At 34.5% G+C, this 23,474-nt stretch carries 28 protein-coding genes; 19 read left to right on the forward strand and 9 right to left on the reverse strand.

The window, feature by feature from the left end; all coding sequences use genetic code 11:
• Window positions 1–3: 3 nt before the first annotated feature.
• The gene (locus BM253_RS06045; protein WP_091520749.1) at window positions 4–618 is read right to left on the reverse strand and encodes an FAD-dependent oxidoreductase; all 615 of its coding nucleotides are present in this window, start codon (window positions 616–618) and stop codon (window positions 4–6) included.
• A gap of 1 nt (window position 619) precedes the next feature.
• Window positions 620–814 carry a hypothetical protein gene (locus BM253_RS06050; RefSeq protein WP_091520752.1) on the reverse strand — a complete coding sequence of 65 codons (195 nt, stop codon included), beginning with the start codon at window positions 812–814 and terminating at the stop codon, window positions 620–622.
• Window positions 815–1,060: 246 nt separating this feature from the next.
• Here BM253_RS06050 and BM253_RS06055 point away from each other — a divergent pair, with 246 nt between their 5' ends.
• Window positions 1,061–1,645: a DUF3109 family protein gene (locus BM253_RS06055; protein ID WP_091520755.1), complete on the forward strand. Its 585-nt coding sequence runs from the start codon at window positions 1,061–1,063 to the stop codon at window positions 1,643–1,645.
• Here BM253_RS06055 and BM253_RS06060 read toward each other — a convergent pair.
• Entirely contained in the window at window positions 1,628–2,065 is a 438-nt protein-coding gene (locus BM253_RS06060; protein ID WP_091520758.1) for a retropepsin-like aspartic protease, read from the reverse strand. The two genes, BM253_RS06055 and BM253_RS06060, sit on opposite strands and share 18 nt — an antisense overlap.
• Before the next feature lie 135 nt (window positions 2,066–2,200).
• Between BM253_RS06060 and BM253_RS06065 the strand changes: the two genes are divergently transcribed.
• The 9 genes from BM253_RS06065 (at window position 2,201) to BM253_RS06105 (ending at window position 10,601) form a co-directional block, all read left to right on the forward strand.
• Window positions 2,201–2,971: a TatD family hydrolase gene (locus BM253_RS06065; RefSeq protein WP_091520763.1), complete on the forward strand. Its 771-nt coding sequence runs from the start codon at window positions 2,201–2,203 to the stop codon at window positions 2,969–2,971.
• A gap of 43 nt (window positions 2,972–3,014) precedes the next feature.
• Window positions 3,015–4,148 carry a 1-acyl-sn-glycerol-3-phosphate acyltransferase gene (locus BM253_RS06070; protein ID WP_091520766.1) on the forward strand — a complete coding sequence of 378 codons (1,134 nt, stop codon included), beginning with the start codon at window positions 3,015–3,017 and terminating at the stop codon, window positions 4,146–4,148.
• A complete protein-coding gene (locus BM253_RS06075; RefSeq protein ID WP_091520770.1) occupies window positions 4,141–5,175 on the forward strand; it encodes an asparaginase in 1,035 nt (344 codons plus the stop codon). Before BM253_RS06070 ends, BM253_RS06075 begins: the two co-directional genes overlap by 8 nt.
• 122 nt (window positions 5,176–5,297) lie before the next feature.
• Entirely contained in the window at window positions 5,298–6,029 is a 732-nt protein-coding gene (locus tag BM253_RS06080) for a DUF3575 domain-containing protein (RefSeq protein WP_091520773.1), read from the forward strand.
• Window positions 6,030–6,156: 127 nt separating this feature from the next.
• Window positions 6,157–7,017, forward strand: coding sequence for a YicC/YloC family endoribonuclease (locus BM253_RS06085; RefSeq protein ID WP_245758458.1), 861 nt, complete (start codon window positions 6,157–6,159; stop codon window positions 7,015–7,017).
• A 159-nt stretch (window positions 7,018–7,176) separates the two neighbouring features.
• Window positions 7,177–7,755 (forward strand): guanylate kinase, encoded by a 579-nt coding sequence (gene gmk, locus BM253_RS06090; RefSeq protein ID WP_091520778.1) that lies wholly within the window; start codon window positions 7,177–7,179, stop codon window positions 7,753–7,755.
• Window positions 7,756–7,758: 3 nt separating this feature from the next.
• Entirely contained in the window at window positions 7,759–8,340 is a 582-nt protein-coding gene (gene nadD / locus BM253_RS06095) for a nicotinate (nicotinamide) nucleotide adenylyltransferase (protein ID WP_091520782.1), read from the forward strand.
• Between the two features lie 230 nt (window positions 8,341–8,570).
• Window positions 8,571–9,566, forward strand: coding sequence for an NAD(P)H-dependent glycerol-3-phosphate dehydrogenase (locus tag BM253_RS06100; protein WP_091520785.1), 996 nt, complete (start codon window positions 8,571–8,573; stop codon window positions 9,564–9,566).
• Between the two features lie 6 nt (window positions 9,567–9,572).
• Window positions 9,573–10,601 carry a TerC family protein gene (locus BM253_RS06105; RefSeq protein WP_091520787.1) on the forward strand — a complete coding sequence of 343 codons (1,029 nt, stop codon included), beginning with the start codon at window positions 9,573–9,575 and terminating at the stop codon, window positions 10,599–10,601.
• 35 nt (window positions 10,602–10,636) lie between these two features.
• On the opposite strand, the gene BM253_RS06110 is transcribed toward BM253_RS06105, so the two are convergent.
• A complete protein-coding gene (locus BM253_RS06110) occupies window positions 10,637–11,044 on the reverse strand; it encodes a hypothetical protein (RefSeq protein WP_091520790.1) in 408 nt (135 codons plus the stop codon).
• A gap of 349 nt (window positions 11,045–11,393) precedes the next feature.
• Here BM253_RS06110 and porW point away from each other — a divergent pair, with 349 nt between their 5' ends.
• The 9 genes from porW (at window position 11,394) to atpG (ending at window position 19,786) form a co-directional block, all read left to right on the forward strand.
• Complete coding sequence (porW, locus tag BM253_RS06115) at window positions 11,394–13,955, forward strand: type IX secretion system periplasmic lipoprotein PorW/SprE (protein WP_143095594.1); 2,562 nt, start codon at window positions 11,394–11,396, stop codon at window positions 13,953–13,955.
• Window positions 13,942–14,181, forward strand: coding sequence for an AtpZ/AtpI family protein (locus BM253_RS06120; protein ID WP_091520797.1), 240 nt, complete (start codon window positions 13,942–13,944; stop codon window positions 14,179–14,181). The genes porW and BM253_RS06120 overlap by 14 nt, the downstream gene beginning before the upstream one ends.
• Window positions 14,174–14,581 carry a hypothetical protein gene (locus BM253_RS06125; RefSeq protein WP_091520801.1) on the forward strand — a complete coding sequence of 136 codons (408 nt, stop codon included), beginning with the start codon at window positions 14,174–14,176 and terminating at the stop codon, window positions 14,579–14,581. Before BM253_RS06120 ends, BM253_RS06125 begins: the two co-directional genes overlap by 8 nt.
• 90 nt (window positions 14,582–14,671) lie before the next feature.
• The gene (gene atpB, locus BM253_RS06130) at window positions 14,672–15,838 is read left to right on the forward strand and encodes a F0F1 ATP synthase subunit A (protein WP_091521087.1); all 1,167 of its coding nucleotides are present in this window, start codon (window positions 14,672–14,674) and stop codon (window positions 15,836–15,838) included.
• A 56-nt stretch (window positions 15,839–15,894) separates the two neighbouring features.
• Window positions 15,895–16,089 (forward strand): ATP synthase F0 subunit C, encoded by a 195-nt coding sequence (locus BM253_RS06135; RefSeq protein ID WP_091520805.1) that lies wholly within the window; start codon window positions 15,895–15,897, stop codon window positions 16,087–16,089.
• A 92-nt stretch (window positions 16,090–16,181) separates the two neighbouring features.
• Complete coding sequence (locus BM253_RS06140) at window positions 16,182–16,682, forward strand: F0F1 ATP synthase subunit B (protein ID WP_091520809.1); 501 nt, start codon at window positions 16,182–16,184, stop codon at window positions 16,680–16,682.
• 9 nt (window positions 16,683–16,691) lie between these two features.
• A complete protein-coding gene (gene atpH, locus BM253_RS06145; protein ID WP_091520812.1) occupies window positions 16,692–17,225 on the forward strand; it encodes an ATP synthase F1 subunit delta in 534 nt (177 codons plus the stop codon).
• A 37-nt stretch (window positions 17,226–17,262) separates the two neighbouring features.
• Window positions 17,263–18,837 (forward strand): F0F1 ATP synthase subunit alpha, encoded by a 1,575-nt coding sequence (gene atpA, locus BM253_RS06150; protein ID WP_091520815.1) that lies wholly within the window; start codon window positions 17,263–17,265, stop codon window positions 18,835–18,837.
• 88 nt (window positions 18,838–18,925) lie between these two features.
• Entirely contained in the window at window positions 18,926–19,786 is an 861-nt protein-coding gene (atpG, locus tag BM253_RS06155; RefSeq protein WP_091520820.1) for an ATP synthase F1 subunit gamma, read from the forward strand.
• A gap of 73 nt (window positions 19,787–19,859) precedes the next feature.
• Here the strand turns inward: atpG and BM253_RS06160 are convergent, their stop codons facing one another.
• The 5 genes from BM253_RS06160 to BM253_RS06175 form a co-directional block, all read right to left on the reverse strand.
• Window positions 19,860–20,315, reverse strand: a complete 456-nt coding sequence (locus tag BM253_RS06160; RefSeq protein ID WP_091520823.1) for a YceB family lipoprotein — start codon at window positions 20,313–20,315, stop codon at window positions 19,860–19,862.
• Between the two features lie 153 nt (window positions 20,316–20,468).
• The gene (locus BM253_RS17480) at window positions 20,469–20,696 is read right to left on the reverse strand and encodes an alpha/beta hydrolase family protein (RefSeq protein WP_245758459.1); all 228 of its coding nucleotides are present in this window, start codon (window positions 20,694–20,696) and stop codon (window positions 20,469–20,471) included.
• Complete coding sequence (locus BM253_RS06165) at window positions 20,656–21,264, reverse strand: alpha/beta hydrolase (protein ID WP_245758460.1); 609 nt, start codon at window positions 21,262–21,264, stop codon at window positions 20,656–20,658. Before BM253_RS06165 ends, BM253_RS17480 begins: the two co-directional genes overlap by 41 nt.
• A 165-nt stretch (window positions 21,265–21,429) precedes the next feature.
• Window positions 21,430–22,950 (reverse strand): WG repeat-containing protein, encoded by a 1,521-nt coding sequence (locus tag BM253_RS06170; RefSeq protein ID WP_091520827.1) that lies wholly within the window; start codon window positions 22,948–22,950, stop codon window positions 21,430–21,432.
• A gap of 31 nt (window positions 22,951–22,981) precedes the next feature.
• Window positions 22,982–23,473, reverse strand: coding sequence for a GNAT family N-acetyltransferase (locus tag BM253_RS06175; RefSeq protein WP_177205741.1), 492 nt, complete (start codon window positions 23,471–23,473; stop codon window positions 22,982–22,984).
• Window position 23,474: the final 1 nt, after the last annotated feature.

Here is a 23,474-nt window from a genome sequence, read left to right on the forward strand (position 1 = left end):
ATCTTACTTCTTTCTGATACTGTCGTGAGCGTGGGTTTCAATACCGTTGTTCCACAAAGTTAAAATATCGGTTGCAACGGCAGCACCACTTCCGGCGGCAATTGCCAACTGACTGCGATGTCCTGCTAAAGTTCCGGCAACATAAATATTTTCAAAAACCAAATGATCGTTATTTGCTAATTGAATACGGTTTTTCTGTGGTAGCGATTTTCCGTGCGGAATTACATAAGGTTCCAAACAACCGTTAATGGTAAAAGGATTGCTTGAGTTGATAGCAACAACAACACATTTACTTTCGTAGATATTTTCGGTAGTAGTTACTAAAAAATAATCTTTGTGATTAATTATAGAAAGTACCCGTTCGTTTAAAATTTGATTAATGTGCGGGTATAAATTGCTTAAATCGGTTAAAGTTTGTTGTAATAAGTGGCTTCCTAAAGTGCCGGGTAGTATTCCGTAGGCGTTGTTAAACAGTGCATCTTGCAGCATTGATGATTTCTGGTGGGCAATGATACCGATTTTTTTATCGTTTACAAATGGTTTTGCATTTGCCGATCCTAAAACCAAGGCACAAGAAACCCCAGAAACGCCTCCGCCAATTATTAAACAGTCAAACATTTTACTTGTTTTTATTGTCTATTGCTTTTGAAGTATTAAAGATAAGCAATAAGATTACTGCACACAAAATGGCAATAATACAAATTAAAGCTACAACACTTTCGCCTTGAAATAAGTTGTTAAAATCTAATTTTGTAATGTTTAATACAATCAAAGCAATAGCAATAGCTATAACTATGTATGTAACGTATTTCATTATTGATTTATTTTGTTGAATAGGAAACGAAAGTACAAAATATTTAATTAGTTATGCAAGTCTTTAACAAATAGTACCGGATAATTTAACAGCCCTATTGCAAAATCAACTTGCCCTAACAAAAAGCAGCACACGAATTTACAACAATTTCATGATTCAATAAAAAGAATAATAATTTTTACATTTTTGGTAACAGTTTTAAAACCGTAAATAGTTGTAACTTTGCGGCTGCAAATGAATTGATTTATGTTTCAGATAGGAAAAACAATAGTTTCAGACGATGTTCTTGAAAAAGAATTTGTGTGTAACCTAACAGCTTGTAAAGGACAATGTTGTGTGGATGGAGATGCCGGTGCGCCTTTAGATAAGGAAGAAACAGCTATTTTAGAAGAAATTTACCCGATTATAAAACCGTATTTACGTGCCAAAGGAATTGCCGTAATTGAAGAGCAGGGAACCTGGATTGTAGGCGAAGATGGTGATTTGGAAACGCCTTTGATCGACAATAAAGAATGCGCTTATGTTATTTTTGATGGAAATACAGCATTGTGTGGTATAGAACAAGCGTATAACGAAGGTTTAATAAAATGGAAAAAACCAATTTCGTGTCATTTGTATCCCATTCGTATTAAAGAATATTCGCAGTTTTCGGCGGTAAATTACAACCGTTGGCATATTTGTGACGATGCTTGTGCATTAGGGAAAGAATTAGAAGTACCCGTTTACAAGTTTTTAAAAGAACCATTAATTCGCAAATACGGCGAAAGCTGGTATGCAGAATTGGAAACCGTGGCTACCGAGTGGCAAAAACAATCACTTAATAAAAAGTAATTGTAACGGGTAATGAATAATTGCTCCGTTGTTTTTAAGTAAATCGCTGCCAATAATTCCGTGGACTTTTGGCAAATTGTATTCGGTTAAGGCAATGTTTACGTGGGTTAAATCAAGCAGAATTAAGCTAATATCGTTCTTTTTCCATTTACCTAATTGTATGGTATTGTCGGTAGAAATTTCGGCATGCATATCGTTTGAACCTGCACCCGAAGCCTTGGCCTTATGTGCTTTTGACAATAATTTAAAAAACGATTTTTCGTTGCTGTCAATACAGGTGTTTGATGCTCCGGTATCAATCAAAAACAAACCTTTAATGCCGTTAACCTTTGCATGTACATACAAATGGTTCGATTTTCGAATGCGAAACGGAATGCTATAATAATTTTGCTGTTCTAATACAGTTACAATATCGTTCATTAATTTAATATCTGTTGAAAAGCAAAAATAGGTAGATATAATTTAACCACATAGAATTTATCTAAAACAGTGCATAGGTTGGTTAGGAAAAATCTATGCGTTCTTTGTGGTAAAAAAGAAAATTAAAAATACAAAATGATTTTAATTGATACACATACCCACTTATATAGTGAGGAATTTGAAAGTGACCGAACCCAAATGATGGATCGCGCACTTGCCGTTGGAGTAGAACATTTCTTTGTTCCGGCGATCGATTCTTCTTATTTTAACAGTATGCAGCAAATACAACAGCAATATCCGCAAAACGTTCATTTAATGATGGGCTTGCATCCGTGTTATGTAAAACCCGAAACTTTTGAACAGGAATTGTCTTTTGTGGAACAAGAATTGGCAAAAGGAACGTATGTTGCTGTGGGCGAAATTGGTGTTGATCTATATTGGGATAAATCTACCCTAAAAATTCAGCAGCAGGCATTTCAAACACAAATTCAATGGGCAAAAAAATTAGGTTTGCCTATAAATATTCATTGTCGTGATGCGTTTGATGCCGTTTTTGAAGTATTGGATCAAGAAAAAAGCGACGATTTATTCGGAATTTTTCATTGCTTTACAGGCGATTTTAATCAGGCAGAACATGCATTGAATTTAAACATGAAATTGGGAATTGGCGGTGTAGCAACCTTTAAAAACGGGAAAATAGATCAATATTTAGATCAAATTCCTTTAGAAAACATTGTTTTAGAAACCGATTCGCCTTATTTGGCACCCGCACCACACCGAGGCAAACGTAACGAAAGCAGTTATGTAGCCTTGGTTGCGCAAAAATTAGCAACTATTTATAACCTGCCGGTAGAAGAAATTGCACAACAAACAACAAAAAACGCATTAAACATTTTTAAATTGTAAATTGGAAGTATATTTGTTTCAGTTACGAAAATAAAATCAAACTATGTCTAAATTCGATTCGATACGTTTTTATCACGATGAAGAAGTGCCAAAAGTACTTCAGAATATCGCCCATCATCCTATGGTAAAATCGTTGATAGATTATACATTTCCGGAATATTCAGATGAACAGGTTAACGAATTGGTTAACAGTATACACAGCATACGCGACTTTCAATCGAAAATTATTTACCATACCTTACAACAGGTTTTAAAAAATACATCGGAAGGATTATCGAGTTCTGGTTTTGAAAATTTAGACGATAATACATCGTATCTTTTCATATCAAACCATCGTGATATCCTTTTAGATACCAGTTTTTTGAACGTTTTGCTAATGGAACACGGCAAAATTATGACCGGTTCTGCAGTTGGCGATAATCTGGTTCAGAAACAGTTGTTCATGGATCTTGCCAAATTAAATCGAAACTTTATTGTAAAACGCGGGCTTTCACCTCGTGAATTGTTAGAAAGCAGTAAGCTGTTGTCAGAATACATGCATCATTTACTGAAAGAAGAAAATCGTTCGGTTTGGATCGCACAGCGCGAAGGAAGAACGAAAGACGGAAACGATGCAACACATCAAGGCGTTTTAAAAATGATTGGTATGGCGTGCAACGAAGATTCTATGATGGATTATTTTAAGAATCTGCGCATTGTTCCTGTAACGATATCTTACGAGTACGATCCTACCGATAAACTAAAAATGCCGCAGCTTATGGCAAAAATGGCAGACGAACTGTATATTAAAGATAAAAACGAAGATTTTTTAAATTTAATGAGCGGCGTTGTTGGTCAAAAAAAACGTATTCATTTACATGTTGGCAAACCTTTAAATACGGAATTGGATACTATTAAAAACGAAACCACCAACGTAAACAAACAAATTCAAATGCTTGCAAAAGTAATCGACGAGCAGATTATTTCGAACTACAAACTGTGGCCAACCAATTACATTGCGTACGATTTATTGAACGATACCGACCGTTTTGCCAATGAATATACCGATAAGGAAAAGCAATTGTTTTTACGCCGTTTAGAATTAAAATTAGACAAAGGTAACGAGCCTATGGTTGATACGTTTTTAGAAATGTACGCCAACCCGGTGGTTAACAAATTAAAGTTACAAAATGCATAAACCGGCTATTCTTTTAATTTACACGGGTGGTACCATTGGCATGGTTAAAGATTTTGAAACCGGTGCCTTAAAAGCCTTTAACTTTAACCAATTGTTAGAGCGTATTCCCGAATTACAGTTATTAGATTGCACTATTGATACGTATTCTTTTGAAGATCCTATCGACTCTTCTGATATGAATCCGGAGCATTGGATTACGATTGCCGAAGTTGTTGAAAAAAACTATCAAGATTTTGATGGTTTTGTGGTTTTGCACGGATCAGATACCATGTCGTACACTGCATCGGCATTGAGTTTTATGCTGAAAAATCTTTCAAAACCGGTAATATTAACTGGTTCGCAACTGCCAATTGGCGATCTTCGTACCGATGCTAAAGAGAATTTAATTACCGCAATACAAATTGCATCGCTTCATCAAGATAAAATTCCTGTTATAAAAGAAGTAGGTTTGTATTTTGAATACAAATTGTATCGAGGAAACAGAACCACCAAAATTTCAGCCGAACATTTTAATGCTTTTACATCGCCCAATTTACCGCATTTGGCAGAAAGTGGCGTGCATTTAAAAGTAAACGAACATTTGTTGGATGATTTTTATGAATCGAAACAATTAATCATTCAGAAAGAATTAGATGCCAACGTGTTTATTCTCAAGATTTTTCCTGGCATTACTCAAAACGTATTGGAAGCTATTTTAAACATTCCCAATTTAAAAGGAATCGTGTTAGAAACCTTTGGATCTGGCAACGCACCAACCCAGTTTTGGTTTATTAATACCCTGCAAAAAGCCATAGATCGTGGCATAAAAATTGTAAACGTAACGCAATGTTGGGGTGGAAGTGTAGATATGGGTAAATACGAAACCGGTACTGCGTTAAAGCAGATTGGCGTGATTTCGGGTTACGATATTACTACCGAAGCCGCTATAACCAAACTAATGGTTTTACTACCAAAAGATTTACCGGCAAAAGAATTTTCAAAAGCTTTTCAAACACCCATTTGTGGCGAGCTGATTATAGAAGAATAATAACGAACTTTAAATAGGTTCGTTTTTTTTGATTTTATTGGTTTGAAGAATATGATTATTTAACTATCAGACAGAAATATTTTGCGTAAATTAACCGTTGAAAGTAAAAATACCTGTTTGCTATGAAAAATACAGTCACCATACTTTTTAGTTTGCTTTGCTTTAGCGGATTTGCGCAAGAATCATCCAATTTTTCTGACGATAAAAACATGGTTAAGTGGAATGTACTTGGTTTAACATCTTCGACCATTTCGCTTCAATACGAACGATTAATCGCTCCAAAAACCAGTATCGCCGCCAATATCAACATCATGCCCAAGCGTAGTATTCCGTTTTTTGGTGCGGTAGAAGATATTGTGAAAGACAAAGGTGCGATTGATATTTTAAAAGATGTAAAAATGAACGCCTTTTCATTTACGCCCGAAGTCCGATTTTATATGGGTAAAGAAGGAATGCGTGGTTTTTATATAGCTCCTTTTTTAAGATACGATCGTTTTTCGGTTGATATTCCGGTAGATTATATTTACAAAGAACAAATAGAATATGTAACTATTAACGGAAATGTCGATGGTTTCTCCGGAGGATTGTCGTTTGGTGCACAATGGCGATTGGCTTCGCAGTGGTACCTCGATGTTACATTTGTAGGCTTAAGTTACGGTTTTGCATCGGGCGAATTAAGCGGCAGACGCTCTTTAGATGCCGAAGAACAAGCCGAAGTTCGCAAAGCAATAGATGAAGTAGAACTTCCTGTTGTAAAATATACTTATAACGTAAACGATGAAGGCGTTGATGTTAAAATAAAAGGACCATGGGCAAATGCAAAATTAGCTGTTGCGGTTGGGTATAGGTTTTAATTATTTAAAAAAACATCTACATCCTAACAAAACACAAGCTGTCTTTTTTAAGGCAGCTTTTTGTTTTACAAATAATTAACAAGGTATGTTACAATTTACTAAATTTGCACCTTTATTATAATTCGGTATGATTTATTCAATGACAGGTTTTGGTAAAGCGTTGGTGCAGTTGCCATTAAAAAAAATAACGGTAGAAATTAAATCGTTAAATTCAAAAAATTTAGATTTAAGCGTACGTTTACCACAACCTTATAAAGAAAAAGAGTTGGAAATTCGCAATGTAATTGCCCAGCAATTAGAACGTGGTAAAGTGGAATGCTCTGTATTTATCGAAGTTACCGGCGAAGAAACATCGGCAACCTTAAATGCGCCAATCGTTAGGGCTTATATCGCTCAAATGAAAAACATTATTCCCGATGCCGATGCTACCGAATTAATGAAAATGGCGGTTCGTATGCCCGATGCTTTAAAAGTAGAACGTTGTGAATTAGATGAACAGGAATGGAACGAAATTGTAAAAGTTTTAAACCAAGCATTGATTAACATCAACGAATTCCGTAAGCAGGAAGGCGAGAAATTGGGGAACGATTTTGCTAACCGCATTTCGAATATTCGCAGCTGTATGAAAGAAATTGAAGGTTACGAAGAAGATCGAATTAAATCGGTAAAAGATCGTTTACTGCAAAATTTAAAGGAATTAGAAGTTAATATCGATGAAAGCCGTTACGCACAAGAAGTTGTTTATTATATTGAAAAATTAGATATCAACGAAGAAAAAGTGCGCTTAACCAATCATTTAGATTATTTCTTGGAAACAATGAATGCCAACGAACACGCGGGTCGTAAATTAGGTTTTATTGCACAGGAAATGGGTCGCGAGATCAATACCATGGGATCAAAATCTAATCATGCCGAAATGCAGAAGTTGGTCGTGAAAATGAAAGACGAATTAGAAAAGATCAAAGAACAGGTTTTAAATATATTATAATTGAATAGATCTCTAGTTGTCATGCTGGACGGGTCACTGAGCGCAGTCGAAGTGCAGTATCTCAAAAGTTTGAGAAAAGGATGAGAAACCGCATCAAGTGCGGTTTGACAAAAAGGATAGTAATTTATTCAATCTCTATAAATCAAAAACACTATATAAATGACAACACAACAAGGAAAATTGATTGTTTTTTCGGCGCCATCGGGTTCTGGTAAAACAACAATTGTAAAGCATTTACTAACACAGCAGCAATTGTGTTTAGATTTTTCTATATCGGCAACCTCACGTTATATGCGTGGCGACGAAGTAAATGGTAAAGATTACTATTTTATTTCTCCGGCAGATTTTCAGAAAAAAATCGAAGAAAATGCTTTCGTTGAGTTTGAAGAAGTTTATAAAGACAATTATTACGGCACACTTAAAACCGAAATCGAACGTATTTGGGCAGAAGGCAAGCACGTAATTTTTGATATCGATGTTGTGGGCGGTTTAAACATCAAACAACAATATCCAGATCAAACACTGGCAATATTTGTTAGTCCGCCGTCTGTTGAAGAATTAGAGCGTCGTTTACGTTTTCGCCAAACCGAAAGTGATGAAAAAATTGCTATGCGATTAGAAAAGGCAGAACGCGAAATATCTCGTGCACCTGAATTCGATGTTATTTTGGAAAATCACGATTTGGAAACAGCTAAAAAAGAAGCCTGCAACTTGGTTTCAAACTTTTTAAATAAGTAAGTTATGAAGGTAGGTTTGTATTTCGGCACATTCAATCCTATACACGTGGGGCATTTAATTATTGCCAACCATATTGTTGAAAACAGCGATTTAGATCAACTTTGGATGGTTGTTACGCCGCATAATCCACTGAAAAAGAAATCGGGTTTGCTGGCAGATTATCATCGTTTGCAAATGGTGCATCTGGCTACAGAAGATTACGATAAAATTATCCCGAGCGATATAGAATTTAAACTGCCTCAGCCAAATTACACTGTAAACACGCTGGCGCATCTGCAGGAAAAATTTCCACAACATGAATTTTCTTTGATAATGGGCGAGGATAATTTAAAATCGCTCAAAAAGTGGAAAAATTTCGAATTGATTCTGAACGATTATAATTTGTATGTGTATCCACGAATTTCAACCGATGAGGTTCCAGACGAATTCCTAAATCATCCGAACATTCATCAAGTAAATGCACCGATTATAGAATTATCTTCCACATTCATCCGCAACAGCATAAAAGAGCAAAAAAATATCAAACCAATGTTAGATACCAAAGTTTGGGAATACATCAATCATAATTTGTTCTATAAGAAATAATTAAAAAGATTATCTTTAATAAAAATAAGAAAGGGTCTTTTTTTAAAACAAAAAGCGACAACAATAACGAAGTCGCTTTTTAAATTTATTAAAAAATCAAATTAAAAATCATAAGTACAACGCAAAGCAAAATGTGTTTATTGTTCAAAAACATAAATAATTTAAGCTTAACAAAATAATAAATTAAAGAAAGTTTAAAAAGTCTATTTTTGCAAATCAAAAAAATAAGAATGATTAACAATCCAAAGTTTGCAGTAATTGGCGGTGGTAGTTGGGCAACGGCTATTGCTAAAATGCTGTGCCACAATTTGTCTGAAATTGCCTGGTATATGCGCAACGATACTGCAATTGAAGAATTAAAAGTTAATAAGCACAATCCCAATTATTTAAGTTCGGTAGAATTTGATACCGATCAGCTTTTGCTGACAACCGATATTAACGAAGCAATCAGCTATGCAGATTATATTGTTTTCGCCATACCGTCGGCTTTTTTGGGGAGCGAACTGGAAAAATTAACCGTTTCTTTAGAAGGTAAAATCATTGTATCTGCCATTAAAGGAATCATTCCCGAAACAGGTTTAATTGTTGGTCAGCATTTCATGGAAACCTACAACATTCCTATAGAAAATATTGCGGTTTTGGCAGGACCATGTCACGCAGAAGAAGTTGCATTAGAACGACTTTCATACCTTACAATTGCCGGTGGCGATTTAGAAAAAGCAGATGTAATAGCAAAAAGTTTAAGCAGCCATTATATTAAAGCAAAAACATCAGACGATGTTATGGGAACCGAATATGCCGCAATGCTTAAAAATATCTATGCAATAGCAGCAGGTATGGCGCACGGTTTGGGTTATGGCGATAACTTTCAGGCGTTGTTAATGAGTAATGCCATTCGAGAAATGAAGAAATTCATCAAGAAAGTACACAAATTAAAACGTAACATAAACGATTCTGCCTATTTGGGCGATTTGCTGGTTACAGGATATTCGCTTTTTTCACGCAACCGTATGTTTGGAAACATGATTGGTAAAGGTTACACCGTAATTTCTACAAAAATGGAAATGAATATGGTTGCCGAAGGATATTATGCAGCAAAAAGTGCCTACCTGATGAATTTGGAGCTAAAAGCAAAAACCCCGATTATTGATGCCGTTTACGACATTTTGTACAACAATAAAGAACCTAAAAAAGTATTTAAAAAACTAACAGATAAATTAGATTAATACGCTATGAGAAATGATCATTTAATAGACCACCCTTGGCTAATAGGCGGTTTTGCGGTTGCAGTTGTAATAATGCTTTTGCTTGATTTAGGTGTTTTCAACAAGAAAAGTCATACCATATCAAACAAAGAAGCGCTTTCTTGGTCAATAGTCTGGATTGCTCTTTCTATGGTTTTCAGTGGCGTTGTTTATTGGGTGTTAGATAAACCTTACGGAATTACCGATAATTTCGCGAAATATCAAGCAGCTTATTGGATAGAAAAAGCCTTGTCGGTTGATAATTTATTCGTGTTTATTCTGGTGTTTAAGTTTTTTAAGATACCAAAAGATTATCAGCACAAAGTACTTTTCTGGGGAATTTTAGGAGCTTTGTTTTTTAGAGCGATCTTCATTTTTGCAGGAGTTGAATTGATAAAACTAACTTATGTAACCTTACCGTTTTTGGGAATTGATCCCGAAACAGGCGAACCACGACAATTAAACGTTGTACTGTTTGTTTTTGGTATCTTTTTGATAATTGCCGGAATAAAATCCTGGGCTTCAGACAATCATGAGGACGAAGAAGAAGGAGCTGATATGTCAAAAAATATCGGAGTTCGATTGGTTCACAAGTTTTTTAAAGTTACCAAAGATTTTCATGGCGATAAATTCTTCACGGTTGAAAATGGTGTAAAAATGGTAACGCCTTTATTCGTTGCGTTAGCTGTAATAGAAATTACCGATTTGGTTTTTGCGGTAGATAGTATTCCTGCAATCTTTGCCATTGCACCAGACGATCCGTTTATTCTTTATACATCAAACATATTTGCTATTTTAGGATTGCGTTCGCTTTACTTTTTACTAGCAAATTCAATGGATATGTTCTCTAAACTACATTACGGTTTGGCAATTATCTTAGCATTCATCGGGGTAAAAATGATCATTATGCCTTACTACCATTTCGATTCTTCTATATCGTTAGCCATTATTGGTTCGGTATTGGCAATCTCGGTTATTTGGTCGTTAGTATCAAACAGAAAACATAAAGAAGCATAAAACAAAAAAAGCCAGATTTTTAAAATCTGGCTTTTTTATTTCAATAAAACTCCTCGTAAATCAGTTCCGGGAATATCGCTTAAAGCTTTGTCGTTTATGGTGTTGGTTTTAAAAACAAAAGTTTTGTCGAACATTTTGTTGTTTAAAAAATAGGTAACAGCAAATTCGTTGTTTAACTGTAAAACGTTGTTTTCTAATAATTCAATTTTAATGATGCTTTTAGGAGCAACTTCTTTAAAAGCATGACGAAACGTTCCGGTTGCACGCTGTTCGTTATTGATGATGCCATAAGCACGAGAAACAGCTAAAACCATTTCTAAAGTTTCGTCGGTGTTATTTATCAGATAAACATACCAGCTGTTTTCCAGAAAATCATCGTTCCATTGCTGTATAGCTGCTAAAAAAACATTTTCCGATTTAGGAAAATCGATATCCTTTTTCATTCTAAAAATTTAAAAAACAAATGTAGTGCAAAACTTTTTAATTATTTTTAAGATAAATTATTAAAAAATTATATTAAAGTTTGTGAAATGTTATTTTAATTCGTACATTCGATAATATATTTTTAGTATTTAAAGAAATAAATTGGTTTTTGGTTAGATTAAAATGATTAGCAAAAATTTGCTATGAAGAAGAATCGCTCCATTTTTTGGAGCGATTTTTTTAAATTCTTTTTATAATGAAAATTTGTTCTGTTTTATTATTTTTACACATTAAAGTACAGAACGTTAAGTTTTTTAAATTATTTATACGAAATTCTGTGTTTTTTAGTTATTGTAAAAAATCAATCTATTGAAAACTGTTTCCTTTAAATATATTCCTGTCTTATTTATTCTTTTGGTAGCCATTGCTTGTTCTACCGAAAAAGCAGGCTTTGCCAATAAAAGATATCACGCTACTACCACCAAATACAACGTGCTTTACAACGGTACGGTTGCTTATGACCGTGGTGTAATGGAACTTAAAAAGAAATATGTCGATGATTTTTCGAATCTGATTACAGTTGAACCTGCCCAAAAAGATGAAAAAGCACTGATAATTACGGGCGTTGCAGAGAAAAATCCACATTTTCAACGAGCAGAAGACAAAGCTGTAAAAGCTGCCCAAAAGCACTCTATAAATGTTGCTGGTAAAGAACACAATCCGCAGATGGATGAAGCGTATATGCTTTTGGGTAAAGCGCGTTATCAGGATTTGCGATTTGTACCTGCGATTGAAGCTTTCAATTACATCATTTTAAAGTATCCCGACAGTGATTTGTTTTATGATGCGTTGGTTTGGAAAGAAAAAACCAATTTAAAATTAGAATATTACGGGTTGGCGATACAAAATATCAAAAAGATTTTTAGAGATAGTGAAGCTGCTTTAAAAAATCAAACAAAAGCCGATGCCTACGCCACTTTAGCACAAGGCTACATTCATTTAGAACATTTAGACTCTGCTAAAATTCCTTTACAACAAGCAATTGATCTTACAAGCGATACCGACGAAAAGGCTCGCTATACATACATTTTAGGACAGTTGAACAGCAAAACCGGTCAGAAAAGTGATGCGGTTAAAAATTTCCAAGATGTAATAGATTATAATCGCAGAATTTCTCGTGCATTGGTTATTAATGCGCATGCCGAAAAATTTGCCAATCAGGATATTTCCACTGTTGATACTACAGCGTTTGTCCGCCAATATTTATCGTTGTTGAACGATCGTGAGAACCGCCCGTATTCCGATATAATTTTTCATCAGTTGGGTGTGATGCACGAAGCGTACGATTTAAAAGATAAAGCCATTAAAGATTACAATATGTCTTTAAGAGTTGGAAAGACTAATGAATATGTAAAAGTATCCAACTACAACAAGCTGGCAAATATCTACTATCAGAAAAAACAGTTCGAGACAGCCGGAAAATATTACGATTCAACAATGGTTTACATGAACCCTATGTCGCGCGAATATGTTCAGGTAAAACGTAAAAGAAATAATTTGGTTGATATTGTTCGATACGAACAAATCGCCCGAAAAAATGACAGTATTTTGAATTTGGTTGGTAAAGACGATAGACAGCGCCGACAAGAAATTGAAAAGCTGATCGAAAAACTGAAGGCAGATGATGCCAAAGCACAGCAAGTAGCTGCTCAACAGGCAAATCCGCAAATGCCGGGAATGGCGCCAAGTACAAGTGCGTCGTCAAATTTCTATTTTTACAATACCAATACCGTACAGCAAGGTAAAAGCGAATTTAACAGAAAATGGGGTAACAGACCGTTAACCGACAATTGGCGTTGGTCATCGGTAGCTTCGAGCAGTGCGGCAACAGTTGCTGCAAATACACAACAAACCGAAGATCAAACAGCAGCTGGAACTCCAACCGAAGAAGATCCGAACGATCCTGCGGTGGCACGATACAATGTAGATTTCTATCTGAAACAAATCCCGACAGATCAAACAGAATTAACCAATCTTAAAACAGAGCGCGACAATGCGTATTATCAGTTAGGATTGTTGTACAGCGATCGATTGGAAGAATATGAAGTGGCTGCGGGTAAATTAGAACATTTGCTTTCTATAAATCCGGAAGTTGGTTTAATTGAACCTGCAAAATATCATTTGTATAAGATCTATTTAAAGATCGATCCTGCCAAAGCGCAAGCAATGTTGGAAGATTTAAAAACGAACCATCCAAATTCAAGATACACGCAGGTGGCAATGAATCCGAATACGGTGCTTTCTACAGAAGGATCTCCAGTTGATGATTACAATAAAATTTACCGCTTGTACGCAAATGGTGCTTTTTATGAAACCTTACAGGAATTAGATACGAAAATACCAACGGTTATTGGCGATGGAATCATCAGTAAATACGAATTGTTAAAAGCAATGACGATTGGTAAACTACGCGGATTGACCAATTACCGTGAAGCGTTAGAATATGTGGCATTAACGTATCCTACAACAAAAGAAGGAAAAGAAGCAGAACGAATCATTGCGAAAGATTTGCCTAAATTACAAGGATTACAGTTTAAACGCGATTTATCTAAAAACATAAAAATGGTTTATGCAGTTCCATATCCGTTAACAGAAGAGGGTAGTGCCTTAAAGCTGAAGTTGGAACAATATGCAAACGACCGACGCCATACCGGGCTTATTTTTAGTGCCGATATGTATAACGATAACACTATTTTCTTTGTACTGCACGGGGTTAAATCGGGTAACATAGCAAAATCGGCGCAAATGTATCTGGAATTAGAATCGGATTACAACATTAAGCAGAATCCTGTTTTAATAAGTACCGATGATTACGGTGTGGTGCTTATCAAGAAAAACTGGGAAGAATATATTAAGGATGCCGGAAAATAACAAACTGCCCAAAAAACCAAGTGTTGCCAGTAAGTGGTTGATTTTTACATCGATTCCCTTTCAAATGGGTGCAACAATTTATGTGTTTTACAAGATTGGCGGCTGGTTAGATAAAAAGTATTTAATATATGACGATTGGGGAACAAAAAGTGTAACTTTGCTCGGAATTTTTCTGGCAATGTATCAAGTCATCAGTCAGGTTAATAAATTAAATAAAAATGGGTAAAGCATTAGCTTTTATAGGTCAGTTGGCAATTTTGGCGCTGGTTTCCTTCGGTTTGCACTTTTTGTTACAGTCAATCACCAAACACCTGCCTTTGTGGGATACCGCTTACATGCAGCTTTGGCAAATTTATGCGTTGCAGTTTCTGCTGTCGGCATTGTTAATTTTTGCTGTGGTAGGTATTGGGAAAAGCATGCCGCAAAATTTAGGATTTATATTTTTAGGATTCTTAACGCTAAAACTGGTAATTAATTATTTTGCTATAAGCAGTGCGTTGAAAACCAGTGCAGCAGATGATTTTTTTAAATACAATTTTTTAGCCGTTTTCTTTTTGTTTATGTTTTTTGATGTGTACGTAACGTATCGTGTTTTAAATCAATCACATTCATCAGAAAATAAATAAATAAAAAAAGTTTAAAATACTTCTGTGCGGAAACGATAAATTATGTATTTTTGCACAAAATTTTTGAAACATAAAAAATTTAATCCCGGTATGGTGACTATTAAAAAATCACTTCATTTACTAACAGCTGCTTTATTTGCTTTGATGCCATTGGTTTCAAATGCAGAAACACCAGTTGTTTCAGCGCATGATTCTTTGCACGCTGTTACTACAGAAACGTCACATGAAACTCATGATTCACATGATACACATGCTGAGGTTGATCCAAGTTCAAGAGAATTTGTACAAGCTTACACAGAGCATCACTTAATGGACGATCATTATTATTCGTTCTTTGGAAATGCAGAAGAGCACAAACATTATGGTTTTGGATTACCAGTTATTTTGATTGATAACGGTCTGAAAGTTTTTATGTCAACCGAAGATTTTGTTTACAAAGGAACAGTTGTAGAAAACGGCGGACAACATTATAAATACTACCACGGTAAAATTTATAAAACAGATGCTGCTGGTACCATTTCTTATGATGAGCATCATCATCCTACAAATGAAAAACCTTTCGATATTTCTATCACTAAAAATGTTGTAGGTTTATTATTAGCAACTGTATTATTATTTTTAGGATTTACTGCTTTAGCAAAAACATACAAATCATCACCAAATAACTTACCTAAAGGAATTGCACGCGCATTAGAACCATTGGTAATTTATGTACGCGATGAAATGGCTCGCCCAAACATTGGTGAGAAAAAATATAAAAAGTACATGCCGTATTTATTATCGGTTTTCTTTTTAATCTTCTTATTAAACTTATTAGGTTTAACGCCACTTGGGTTAAACGTTACAGGAAACATATCAATTACTGTTTGTTTGGCATTGTTTACGTTCTTATATGTAAACTTTAGCGGAAATGCAGATTACTGGAAACACATTTTCTGGATGCCGGGTGTGCCGTGGCCAATGAAAATTGTTTTAGCGCCAATTGAGGTTTTAGGTATGTTTACAAAACCATTCTCGTTATTAATTCGTTTGTTCGCAAATATTACAGCAGGTCACTCGGTAGTAATGGGGTTAATTGCAGTAGCGTTTGTAATGAAACAAACATTAACAACGCCAGGTGCAGTAGGTGTGTCGTTCTTGCTAACTTTATTCTTAACAGTGTTAGAATTATTAGTAGCATTTTTACAGGCGTTTATCTTTACAATGTTATCATCATTGTTTATTGGTTCGGCTGTTGAAGAACACGATCATCATTAATAGAAAAAAGTAAAAGAGTATTAAAATTTTGTTTAATTATATATAAATCATTTATCATGACAATTCCAAATTTAGTAGGTGCTGGTTTAATCGTTATCGGAGCAGGTATCGGTTTAGGTAAAATTGGTGGTTCTGCAATGGACGCTATCGCTCGTCAGCCAGAAGCTGCTGGGAAAATCCAAACTGCAATGATCATCATTGGTGCATTATTAGAAGGTTTAGCATTCGGTGCTTTAATCTTAGGAGCTTAATTACAATAAACAATATCTGTAACGGTTGGTTGCAGATATTGTTTAATTAAACAAAAATTACAGTAAAAATTAAAAGTTACATTTAAGATATAATGGAAAAGTTAATCAACGATTTTAGTTTAGGTTTATTCTTTTGGCAAGCGATCATCTTAGTAGTTATAATTTTCTTATTAGGAAAATTTGCTTGGAAACCTATCGTTAATGCTTTAGAGGCACGCGAAGAAGGAATTGCAGATGCTTTAGCAGCAGCAGAAAACGCAAAAAGAGAGTTAACGAACTTAAAAGCAGATAACGAAAAATTATTGGCTGAAGCACGTTTAGAGCGCGATGCAATGTTAAAAGAAGCGCGCGAAATGAAAGACAAAATGATTGCTGAAGCTAAAGAAGAAGCTCAAACTGCAGGTGCACAAATGATTGCACAAGCACAGGCATCTATCCAAAGCGAGAAAAACGCTGCAATGGCTGATATTAAAAATCAGGTTTCTACATTATCAATTGATATCGCAGAAAAATTATTAAAAGGTCAGTTAGCAGACAAGCAAGCGCAAGAGCAATTGGTTGGATCATTATTAAACGATATTAAATTAAATTAATAGTACGTTATGACGGGAACAAGAGCAGCCTTAAGATACGCTAAAGCAATTCTTGACGTGTCTAACGCAAAAGGAAATGCGGAAGTGGTTGGTACAGATATGAAAACAATATCTGATGCTATTTCACAAAGCAGTGAGTTAAAGTTATTTTTAGAAAATCCGGTAATTAAAGGAGAATCTAAATTAGCTGCCTTAAACGAAATTTTTGCTTCGGCTAACGCAGATACTAAAAACTTATTTTCGGTTTTATTACAAAACAAGCGTTTAGATATTTTAGAAGCAATTACAGCACAATACGCTACATTGTATGACGAGTTAAAAGGAACAGAAGTTGCTTATGTAACTACAGCTACACCTTTAACACCGGCATTAGAAGCACAGGTATTGGCAAAAGTAAAAGAACTTTCTACAAAAGAAGTTACTATTGTAAACGAAGTAAATAAAGACATTATTGGCGGCTTTATTATTCGTTTGGGCGATATGCAGTACAATGCATCAATTGCAAACAAATTAAGTCAATTAAAAAGAGAATTTAATAATTAAAATCACACACGGTTAACGTGATAAAATAGTCAAACGCATGGCAGCAATTAATCCTGCTGAGATTTCAGCAATATTAAAGAAACAATTATCTGGTTTTACAGCAGAAGGATCTGTAGAAGAAGTTGGTACCGTTTTAACAATAGGTGATGGTATTGCACGTGTTCACGGATTGGCAAACGCACAATATGGTGAGTTGGTTCAGTTTGAGAATGGTTTAGAGGCAATGGTTCAAAACTTAGAAGAAGATAACGTTGGGGTTGTTTTATTTGGCCCATCTACTGGTGTAAGCGAAGGATCTACTGTAAAAAGAACAGGTCGTATCGCATCTATCAAAGTAGGTGAAGGTATGTTAGGACGTGTGGTTGATACTTTAGGTAACCCAATTGATGGTAAAGGACCTATCACTGGCGATTTATACGAAATGCCAATCGAGCGTAAAGCTCCTGGTGTAGTTTTCCGTCAGCCGGTAACCGAGCCAATGCAAACAGGTATCAAAGCAATCGATGCAATGATTCCGGTTGGTCGTGGTCAACGTGAGTTGGTTATTGGTGACCGTCAAACTGGTAAAACTACTGTTTGTATCGATACCATTTTAAATCAAAAAGAATTTTACGATGCTGGTAAACCAGTATTCTGTATATATGTTGCTGTTGGGCAAAAAGCTTCTACAGTAGCAAACATTGCAAAAACATTAGAAGAAAAAGGCGCAATGGCTTATTCTGTAATTGTTGCTGCAAACGCATCAGATCCTGCTCCAATGCAGGTATATGCTCCAATGGCAGGTGCTGCAATTGGTGAGTATTTCCGTGATACAGGTCGTCCTGCATTAATTGTTTATGATGATTTATCTAAACAAGCGGTAGCTTACCGTGAAATGTCTTTGATCTTACGTCGTCCACCAGGTCGTGAGGCGTATCCTGGAGACGTTTTCTACCTTCACTCTCGTTTATTAGAGCGTGCTGCAAAAGTAATCGGTGACGATGAAATCGCAAAAAACATGAACGATTTACCAGAATCGTTAAAGCCAATCGTTAAAGGTGGTGGTTCGTTAACTGCTTTACCAATTATCGAAACTCAGGCTGGTGACGTTTCTGCATATATCCCAACAAACGTAATTTCGATTACAGACGGGCAAATCTTCTTAGAGTCTGATTTATTCAACTCTGGTGTACGTCCGGCGATTAACGTAGGTATTTCGGTATCTCGTGTTGGTGGTAACGCGCAAATTAAATCAATGAAAAAAGTAGCTGGTACATTAAAATTAGACCAAGCGCAATTCCGTGAATTAGAAGCTTTCGCGAAATTTGGTTCTGATTTAGATGCTGCTACAATGAACGTAATTGAGAAAGGTAAACGTAACGTTGAAATCTTAAAGCAAACAGTTAACGATCCTTACACGGTAGAAGATCAAATTGCGATCATCTATGCAGGTTCTAAAAACTTATTGCGTAACGTTCCTGTAGAAAAAGTAAAAGAGTTCGAAAAAGAATTCTTACAAGTATTAAACTTATCGTACCGCGATACTTTAAATGCGTTAAAAGCAGGTAACTTATCTGATGATGCTACAGCTACATTAGAGAAAGTTGCAAAAGAAGTATCGTCTAAATACTAATTTTAAAAGTATATTGTATATTGTAAAATGTATCAAGCTAATTTAGATGCCTTTACAATATACAATTTTACAATATACATTTTAAAAAATGGCAAACTTAAAAGAAATACGTAACAGAATCAATTCGGTATCATCAACTATGCAGATTACTTCTGCAATGAAGATGGTTTCTGCAGCAAAATTAAAAAAGGCGCAAGATGCTATTACTGCTATGCGTCCGTATGCAGAGAAATTAACCGAATTAATTCAGAATATTAGCGCAACATTAGAAGGCGATGCTGCTGGTGTTTACGCTGAACAACGTGAAGTTAACAAGGTTTTATTGGTTGTAATAACATCAAACCGCGGGTTGTGTGGTGCTTTTAATGCAAACGTAATTAAAGCTACACGTACCTTAATTGATACAACGTATGCAGGTAAAAATGTTGATGTACTAACAATTGGTAAAAAAGGATACGATTTGGTTGGAAAAACCGAAACTGTTTTTGCTAACCGCAGTGATTTGTTCGATGCCTTAACGTTTGTAAATGTTGAAGCGGTTGCCCAACAAATTATGGACGCGTTTATTGAAGGTACGTACGATAAAGTTGAATTGGTGTATAACCAGTTTAAAAACGCTGCTACGCAAATTGTATTAACAGAACAGTTTTTGCCTTTAAAACCAATTGAAACAGAAAGTAACGTTGCTACAGATTATATTTATGAGCCTTCTAAAGAAGAAATCATTTTAAATTTAATACCAACATCGTTAAAAACGCAGTTATACAAAGCGGTTTTAGATTCTAACGCAGCTGAACACGGCGCACGTATGACGGCTATGCATAAAGCAACCGATAATGCGAAAGATTTACGCGATCAGTTAAAATTAACGTATAACAAAGCACGTCAGGCTGCTATTACAAACGAGATCTTAGAAATCGTTGGTGGTGCCGAAGCATTGAATAATTAATACGTTTTTTAAAACATATTTAAAAACCTTTATCGTAATTGATAAAGGTTTTTTTTGAATTCTTTTTGAAATATTATTCTGCTTGCTCAATCTGTACATTCTGTATTACGTATTCATCAGCATCTCCGTCTTTTCCATATTTTACGGTTCCTTTTATGCGTACATTGCTTCGCTTTATTAGTTTTCCGTTTTTGTCATAAAGTTTAAAATCTTTGCCCTCAAATTCTTCTTGATCCTTTGGAATATCAACAAACATGGAATTTTTTTTATCTTTTCCATAATCTAATTCTATGTTTTTAATTTTTTCATAACCCGCAGAAACAGACATCAATACCTTTTGTTTTTCTCCTTCTTCCATCGCGAACAAGCCTGTTGGAACTTCTATAGTTCCTACTGCTTCAATTTCCTTATTATTGTGGGTTTGCGAGTTATTCAGTTCTTCAGCAAGTTTTGAATATTTTGCTGTATCCCCACATCCTGTAAGCAATATTCCTACTAAAAGACTACTGCCAAAAAATAAATTTCTCATACTAATTTTTTTATAAATTTATATAAAAATAAATAAAATGTTTTTAAATTAATTATTTAGTTGATATTTTTTTGATAAAAACTCTTGGTATTCATATGTTATTACTTTAGTGATTATAATTAATTGATTAAAGTTTTTATGGAATAATACTGGTTATCGGTGTAGCAAATCATTTATAGCTTTTAGCATCCGTTCTTTCTCTTGAACAATTGCCATTAAGTGAGATCCTTTGTATTCAAAAAACTGTGTAGGTTCTGGAGCATTGTTGAAAACCATCAAACTCTGATCATACGGAATCTCTTTATCTTCTTTGTTATGAATGAATAATTTTCTGATAGTATTATGATTTAATATTTTCTTTAGCCGAATAAGGCGATACATAGCTTTTTTCAATCATTTCCTTGTATTGTGGCGCATAGAACGCAGCAATGTCTGTGAACGAAGATAAGGCACCATCTAAAATGAATGCTTTTATTTGGTTCTGGTTGTTTTTTGCCAATAGCGTAGCAATTTGCGATCCCATAGATGCACCATACAGAATAACCGGAATGTCTATAATGTCCTTTCTTTTTAGCATGAAATCAAAAAATATCTGACCATCTTCTGCAATATTTAAATGGGTAGGTTTCCCTGTTGATTTTCCATAACCTCTAAAATCGACCATAACAACCTGAAATTGATCTTCGACTAAAGGTGCTACCATAAATTGGTAAGTTGAAACGTTTCCGCCTGTGCCATGAAAGAACAGAATTGTAGCTTTTGGTTTGCTTTTTGGTTTTAACAGAATGGCTGTAATTGTGTCATTTGCAACAGGAATTGTAATTTCCTCTGTATTGCTGAATTCAATTGGTTTTAACTCTTTCGTTGGTTGATAAAAGTTTTCATCTGACTGTGCAGTTGTAACATAAAAACTTAATGTTAGCAGAACTACGGATAATATTTTTCTCATGATTTATATTTTTTATCAAATGTATGTAGCTGCAAACAAAAACTAAAAATTTTTATTCTGAACTGTCAATTTTAAAAGATGAGTCGTATTTTTTGAAAGATATTTTAAAAACTTTTATCTTTATTCGTAAAGGTTTTTTTGACAAAAATAATTTGTCAATCATATCTAATCTTCTCCCAAGTTACCATCCTTGTCAATATCAAAATAGAAATCAGTTGAACTTAATCTAACATACATAAATCCGTTATTGAAAAGTCTAAAATGACTATATAGAGGAGGTATAATTTCTTTACCATTGATGTCTATAAATCCCCACTTTTCATTAGTTTTAACTGCTATTAAATCGTTGTCTTTTCTGTTAGTGGTATCTATGCCGTCATATTTCGGAGGAATAATTTCCTTACCTGTGATGTCTAAAATTCCCCATTTATTGTTTCGTTTAAAAAGTATAAACCCTTCATTATTGATAGTAATTTCATCATAATTTATTGGGATAAGCTCTTTAAGATTATAATTTAAAATTCCCCATTTTTTATCTAAAACAACTAAGTAGACATTTGAATCATCGTAGTAAATCTCATCATATTTTGCTTGTACTATTTCTTTTCCTTCCTTATTTACAATACCCCATTTGTTCGCTAAACTAAAGATTGCAAATTGGTTTTTAAAGTTCCTAACTTCATCATATTTTGGAGTTATTGTTTCTTCTCCATTTTCATTAACGAAACCATATTTATCGTTTAATCTTACTTTAGCCATGCCATTGTTAAAGTACTCAACATAATCATATTTTAAGGGTACAATTATTTTTCCTTTATTATCTATAAAGCCATAAGCTCCTCTTTTAAACCAAGTAGTCATATCATCTAGGTCAAATTTTTCTTCTTTGTTAGTATCGCGAATAAAAACCCTAGAGTAACCGTCGTAAAATTCTCCAATATTATCATATATAGGCGGTACAATTTCCTTTCCTGTTTTATCAACAAATCCGAATTTTTCATTCAGTTTAATACCTCCCAGACCTTCAGTAAAATTTCTTATCTCATCATATTTAAATTCTGTAATCACTTTTCCAGAAGTATTAATAAAACCAAGTCTAAAATTAATATTATCATACACAACAGCAGCTATACCGTCATAGAATTTAAAAATTAAATAGTATTTGGGTGGAATAATTTCTTTACCAGTTTTATCAATGAATCCCCATTTTTTATTTAATTTGAAAGCTGCAAATCCTTCCTTGAAATCTGCAATCTCATCATATTTAGGAGGAATTATTTCTTTACCTTTTGTGTCTATTATTCCCCATTTTCTATTTAATATACAATGAGCAATTCCTTCATGAGGTTTAGAAATTTCGTTGTATTTAGGTAAGATTATAACATTACCTATTTTATCAATTAATCCAAATTTGTTGTTTGATTTATAGATTAAGAGGGTATCATTAAAATTTTCGATTCTGTCATATGTTAGAGGAATTATTTCATTACCTTTTTTATCAATTAAACCAAATTTGTGGTTTAATCTTATTATTGATAGCCCTTGGTTAAGGTACTCGACTTTATCATATTTTTTCTTCCATTCATTTCTTTTGTTTACTTCTTTAATAATTGCTATAGTGTCAGTCTGTGAATAAACATAAGAAGTATTTAAAACTATTATTAAAATATATAAAATTTTTTTCATTCTTTTAAATTGTTTTATTTGTGTGAATGTGCTATAATTTCATCTGAAAGGCATCTCTGGGACTTCCATCCGCAACATAAATAACGCCGCAATACGTAAAACCATACTTTTTAAAGAAGTTTTGCATAGGCAGGTTATTGTTGTTGGTATCAACCCGAATGTTGTTAATCTGCGTAAAACAATAATCAAAACACGCTTTTGCTACACCTTTAGCCTTTCCGTTTGATGCCAGTCTGTGAATTACGCCATAAGGTTCGTTATTCAGCCATTTTCCGTTGTCGATGACGTTGTAGGTTGGTTCCGGATCATCGCCTTTTAAAAACGAGAAATAACCGACCATTTCGATGTTGTTCAAACAAATGTATCCTATGTTTTGATTGATATCATTCAGAATAACTTCTTCCGACGGATATCCGTTAATCCACTGCGTAAGGTTGCCGTTGGTACGCATAATGTTACGGGCATCGCCAATAATCTGCATAATGCTGTTTAAATGTTCGGGTTTTGCAATTTCTATCGTCATA

The organism is Paenimyroides ummariense, from assembly GCF_900115115.1.
Taxonomy (GTDB): Bacteria; Bacteroidota; Bacteroidia; order Flavobacteriales; family Flavobacteriaceae; genus Flavobacterium; species Flavobacterium ummariense.

What these genes read in the sequence shown, in the direction of transcription:
- BM253_RS06045 (WP_091520749.1), bottom strand. Translation starts at nt 618, where the DNA reads ATGTTTGACTGTTTAATAATTGGCGGAGGCGTTTCTGGGGTTTCTTGT.
- BM253_RS06050 (WP_091520752.1), bottom strand. Translation starts at nt 814, where the DNA reads ATGAAATACGTTACATACATAGTTATAGCTATTGCTATTGCTTTGATT.
- BM253_RS06055 (WP_091520755.1), top strand. Translation starts at nt 1,061, where the DNA reads ATGTTTCAGATAGGAAAAACAATAGTTTCAGACGATGTTCTTGAAAAA.
- BM253_RS06060 (WP_091520758.1), bottom strand. Translation starts at nt 2,065, where the DNA reads ATGAACGATATTGTAACTGTATTAGAACAGCAAAATTATTATAGCATT.
- BM253_RS06065 (WP_091520763.1), top strand. Translation starts at nt 2,201, where the DNA reads ATGATTTTAATTGATACACATACCCACTTATATAGTGAGGAATTTGAA.
- BM253_RS06070 (WP_091520766.1), top strand. Translation starts at nt 3,015, where the DNA reads ATGTCTAAATTCGATTCGATACGTTTTTATCACGATGAAGAAGTGCCA.
- BM253_RS06075 (WP_091520770.1), top strand. Translation starts at nt 4,141, where the DNA reads ATGCATAAACCGGCTATTCTTTTAATTTACACGGGTGGTACCATTGGC.
- BM253_RS06080 (WP_091520773.1), top strand. Translation starts at nt 5,298, where the DNA reads ATGAAAAATACAGTCACCATACTTTTTAGTTTGCTTTGCTTTAGCGGA.
- BM253_RS06085 (WP_245758458.1), top strand. Translation starts at nt 6,157, where the DNA reads ATGATTTATTCAATGACAGGTTTTGGTAAAGCGTTGGTGCAGTTGCCA.
- gmk (WP_091520778.1), top strand. Translation starts at nt 7,177, where the DNA reads ATGACAACACAACAAGGAAAATTGATTGTTTTTTCGGCGCCATCGGGT.
- nadD (WP_091520782.1), top strand. Translation starts at nt 7,759, where the DNA reads ATGAAGGTAGGTTTGTATTTCGGCACATTCAATCCTATACACGTGGGG.
- BM253_RS06100 (WP_091520785.1), top strand. Translation starts at nt 8,571, where the DNA reads ATGATTAACAATCCAAAGTTTGCAGTAATTGGCGGTGGTAGTTGGGCA.
- BM253_RS06105 (WP_091520787.1), top strand. Translation starts at nt 9,573, where the DNA reads ATGAGAAATGATCATTTAATAGACCACCCTTGGCTAATAGGCGGTTTT.
- BM253_RS06110 (WP_091520790.1), bottom strand. Translation starts at nt 11,044, where the DNA reads ATGAAAAAGGATATCGATTTTCCTAAATCGGAAAATGTTTTTTTAGCA.
- BM253_RS06120 (WP_091520797.1), top strand. Translation starts at nt 13,942, where the DNA reads ATGCCGGAAAATAACAAACTGCCCAAAAAACCAAGTGTTGCCAGTAAG.
- BM253_RS06125 (WP_091520801.1), top strand. Translation starts at nt 14,174, where the DNA reads ATGGGTAAAGCATTAGCTTTTATAGGTCAGTTGGCAATTTTGGCGCTG.
- atpB (WP_091521087.1), top strand. Translation starts at nt 14,672, where the DNA reads ATGGTGACTATTAAAAAATCACTTCATTTACTAACAGCTGCTTTATTT.
- BM253_RS06135 (WP_091520805.1), top strand. Translation starts at nt 15,895, where the DNA reads ATGACAATTCCAAATTTAGTAGGTGCTGGTTTAATCGTTATCGGAGCA.
- BM253_RS06140 (WP_091520809.1), top strand. Translation starts at nt 16,182, where the DNA reads ATGGAAAAGTTAATCAACGATTTTAGTTTAGGTTTATTCTTTTGGCAA.
- atpH (WP_091520812.1), top strand. Translation starts at nt 16,692, where the DNA reads ATGACGGGAACAAGAGCAGCCTTAAGATACGCTAAAGCAATTCTTGAC.
- atpA (WP_091520815.1), top strand. Translation starts at nt 17,263, where the DNA reads ATGGCAGCAATTAATCCTGCTGAGATTTCAGCAATATTAAAGAAACAA.
- atpG (WP_091520820.1), top strand. Translation starts at nt 18,926, where the DNA reads ATGGCAAACTTAAAAGAAATACGTAACAGAATCAATTCGGTATCATCA.
- BM253_RS06160 (WP_091520823.1), bottom strand. Translation starts at nt 20,315, where the DNA reads ATGAGAAATTTATTTTTTGGCAGTAGTCTTTTAGTAGGAATATTGCTT.
- BM253_RS17480 (WP_245758459.1), bottom strand. Translation starts at nt 20,696, where the DNA reads ATGTATCGCCTTATTCGGCTAAAGAAAATATTAAATCATAATACTATC.
- BM253_RS06165 (WP_245758460.1), bottom strand. Translation starts at nt 21,264, where the DNA reads ATGAGAAAAATATTATCCGTAGTTCTGCTAACATTAAGTTTTTATGTT.
- BM253_RS06170 (WP_091520827.1), bottom strand. Translation starts at nt 22,950, where the DNA reads ATGAAAAAAATTTTATATATTTTAATAATAGTTTTAAATACTTCTTAT.
- BM253_RS06175 (WP_177205741.1), bottom strand. Translation starts at nt 23,473, where the DNA reads ATGACGATAGAAATTGCAAAACCCGAACATTTAAACAGCATTATGCAG.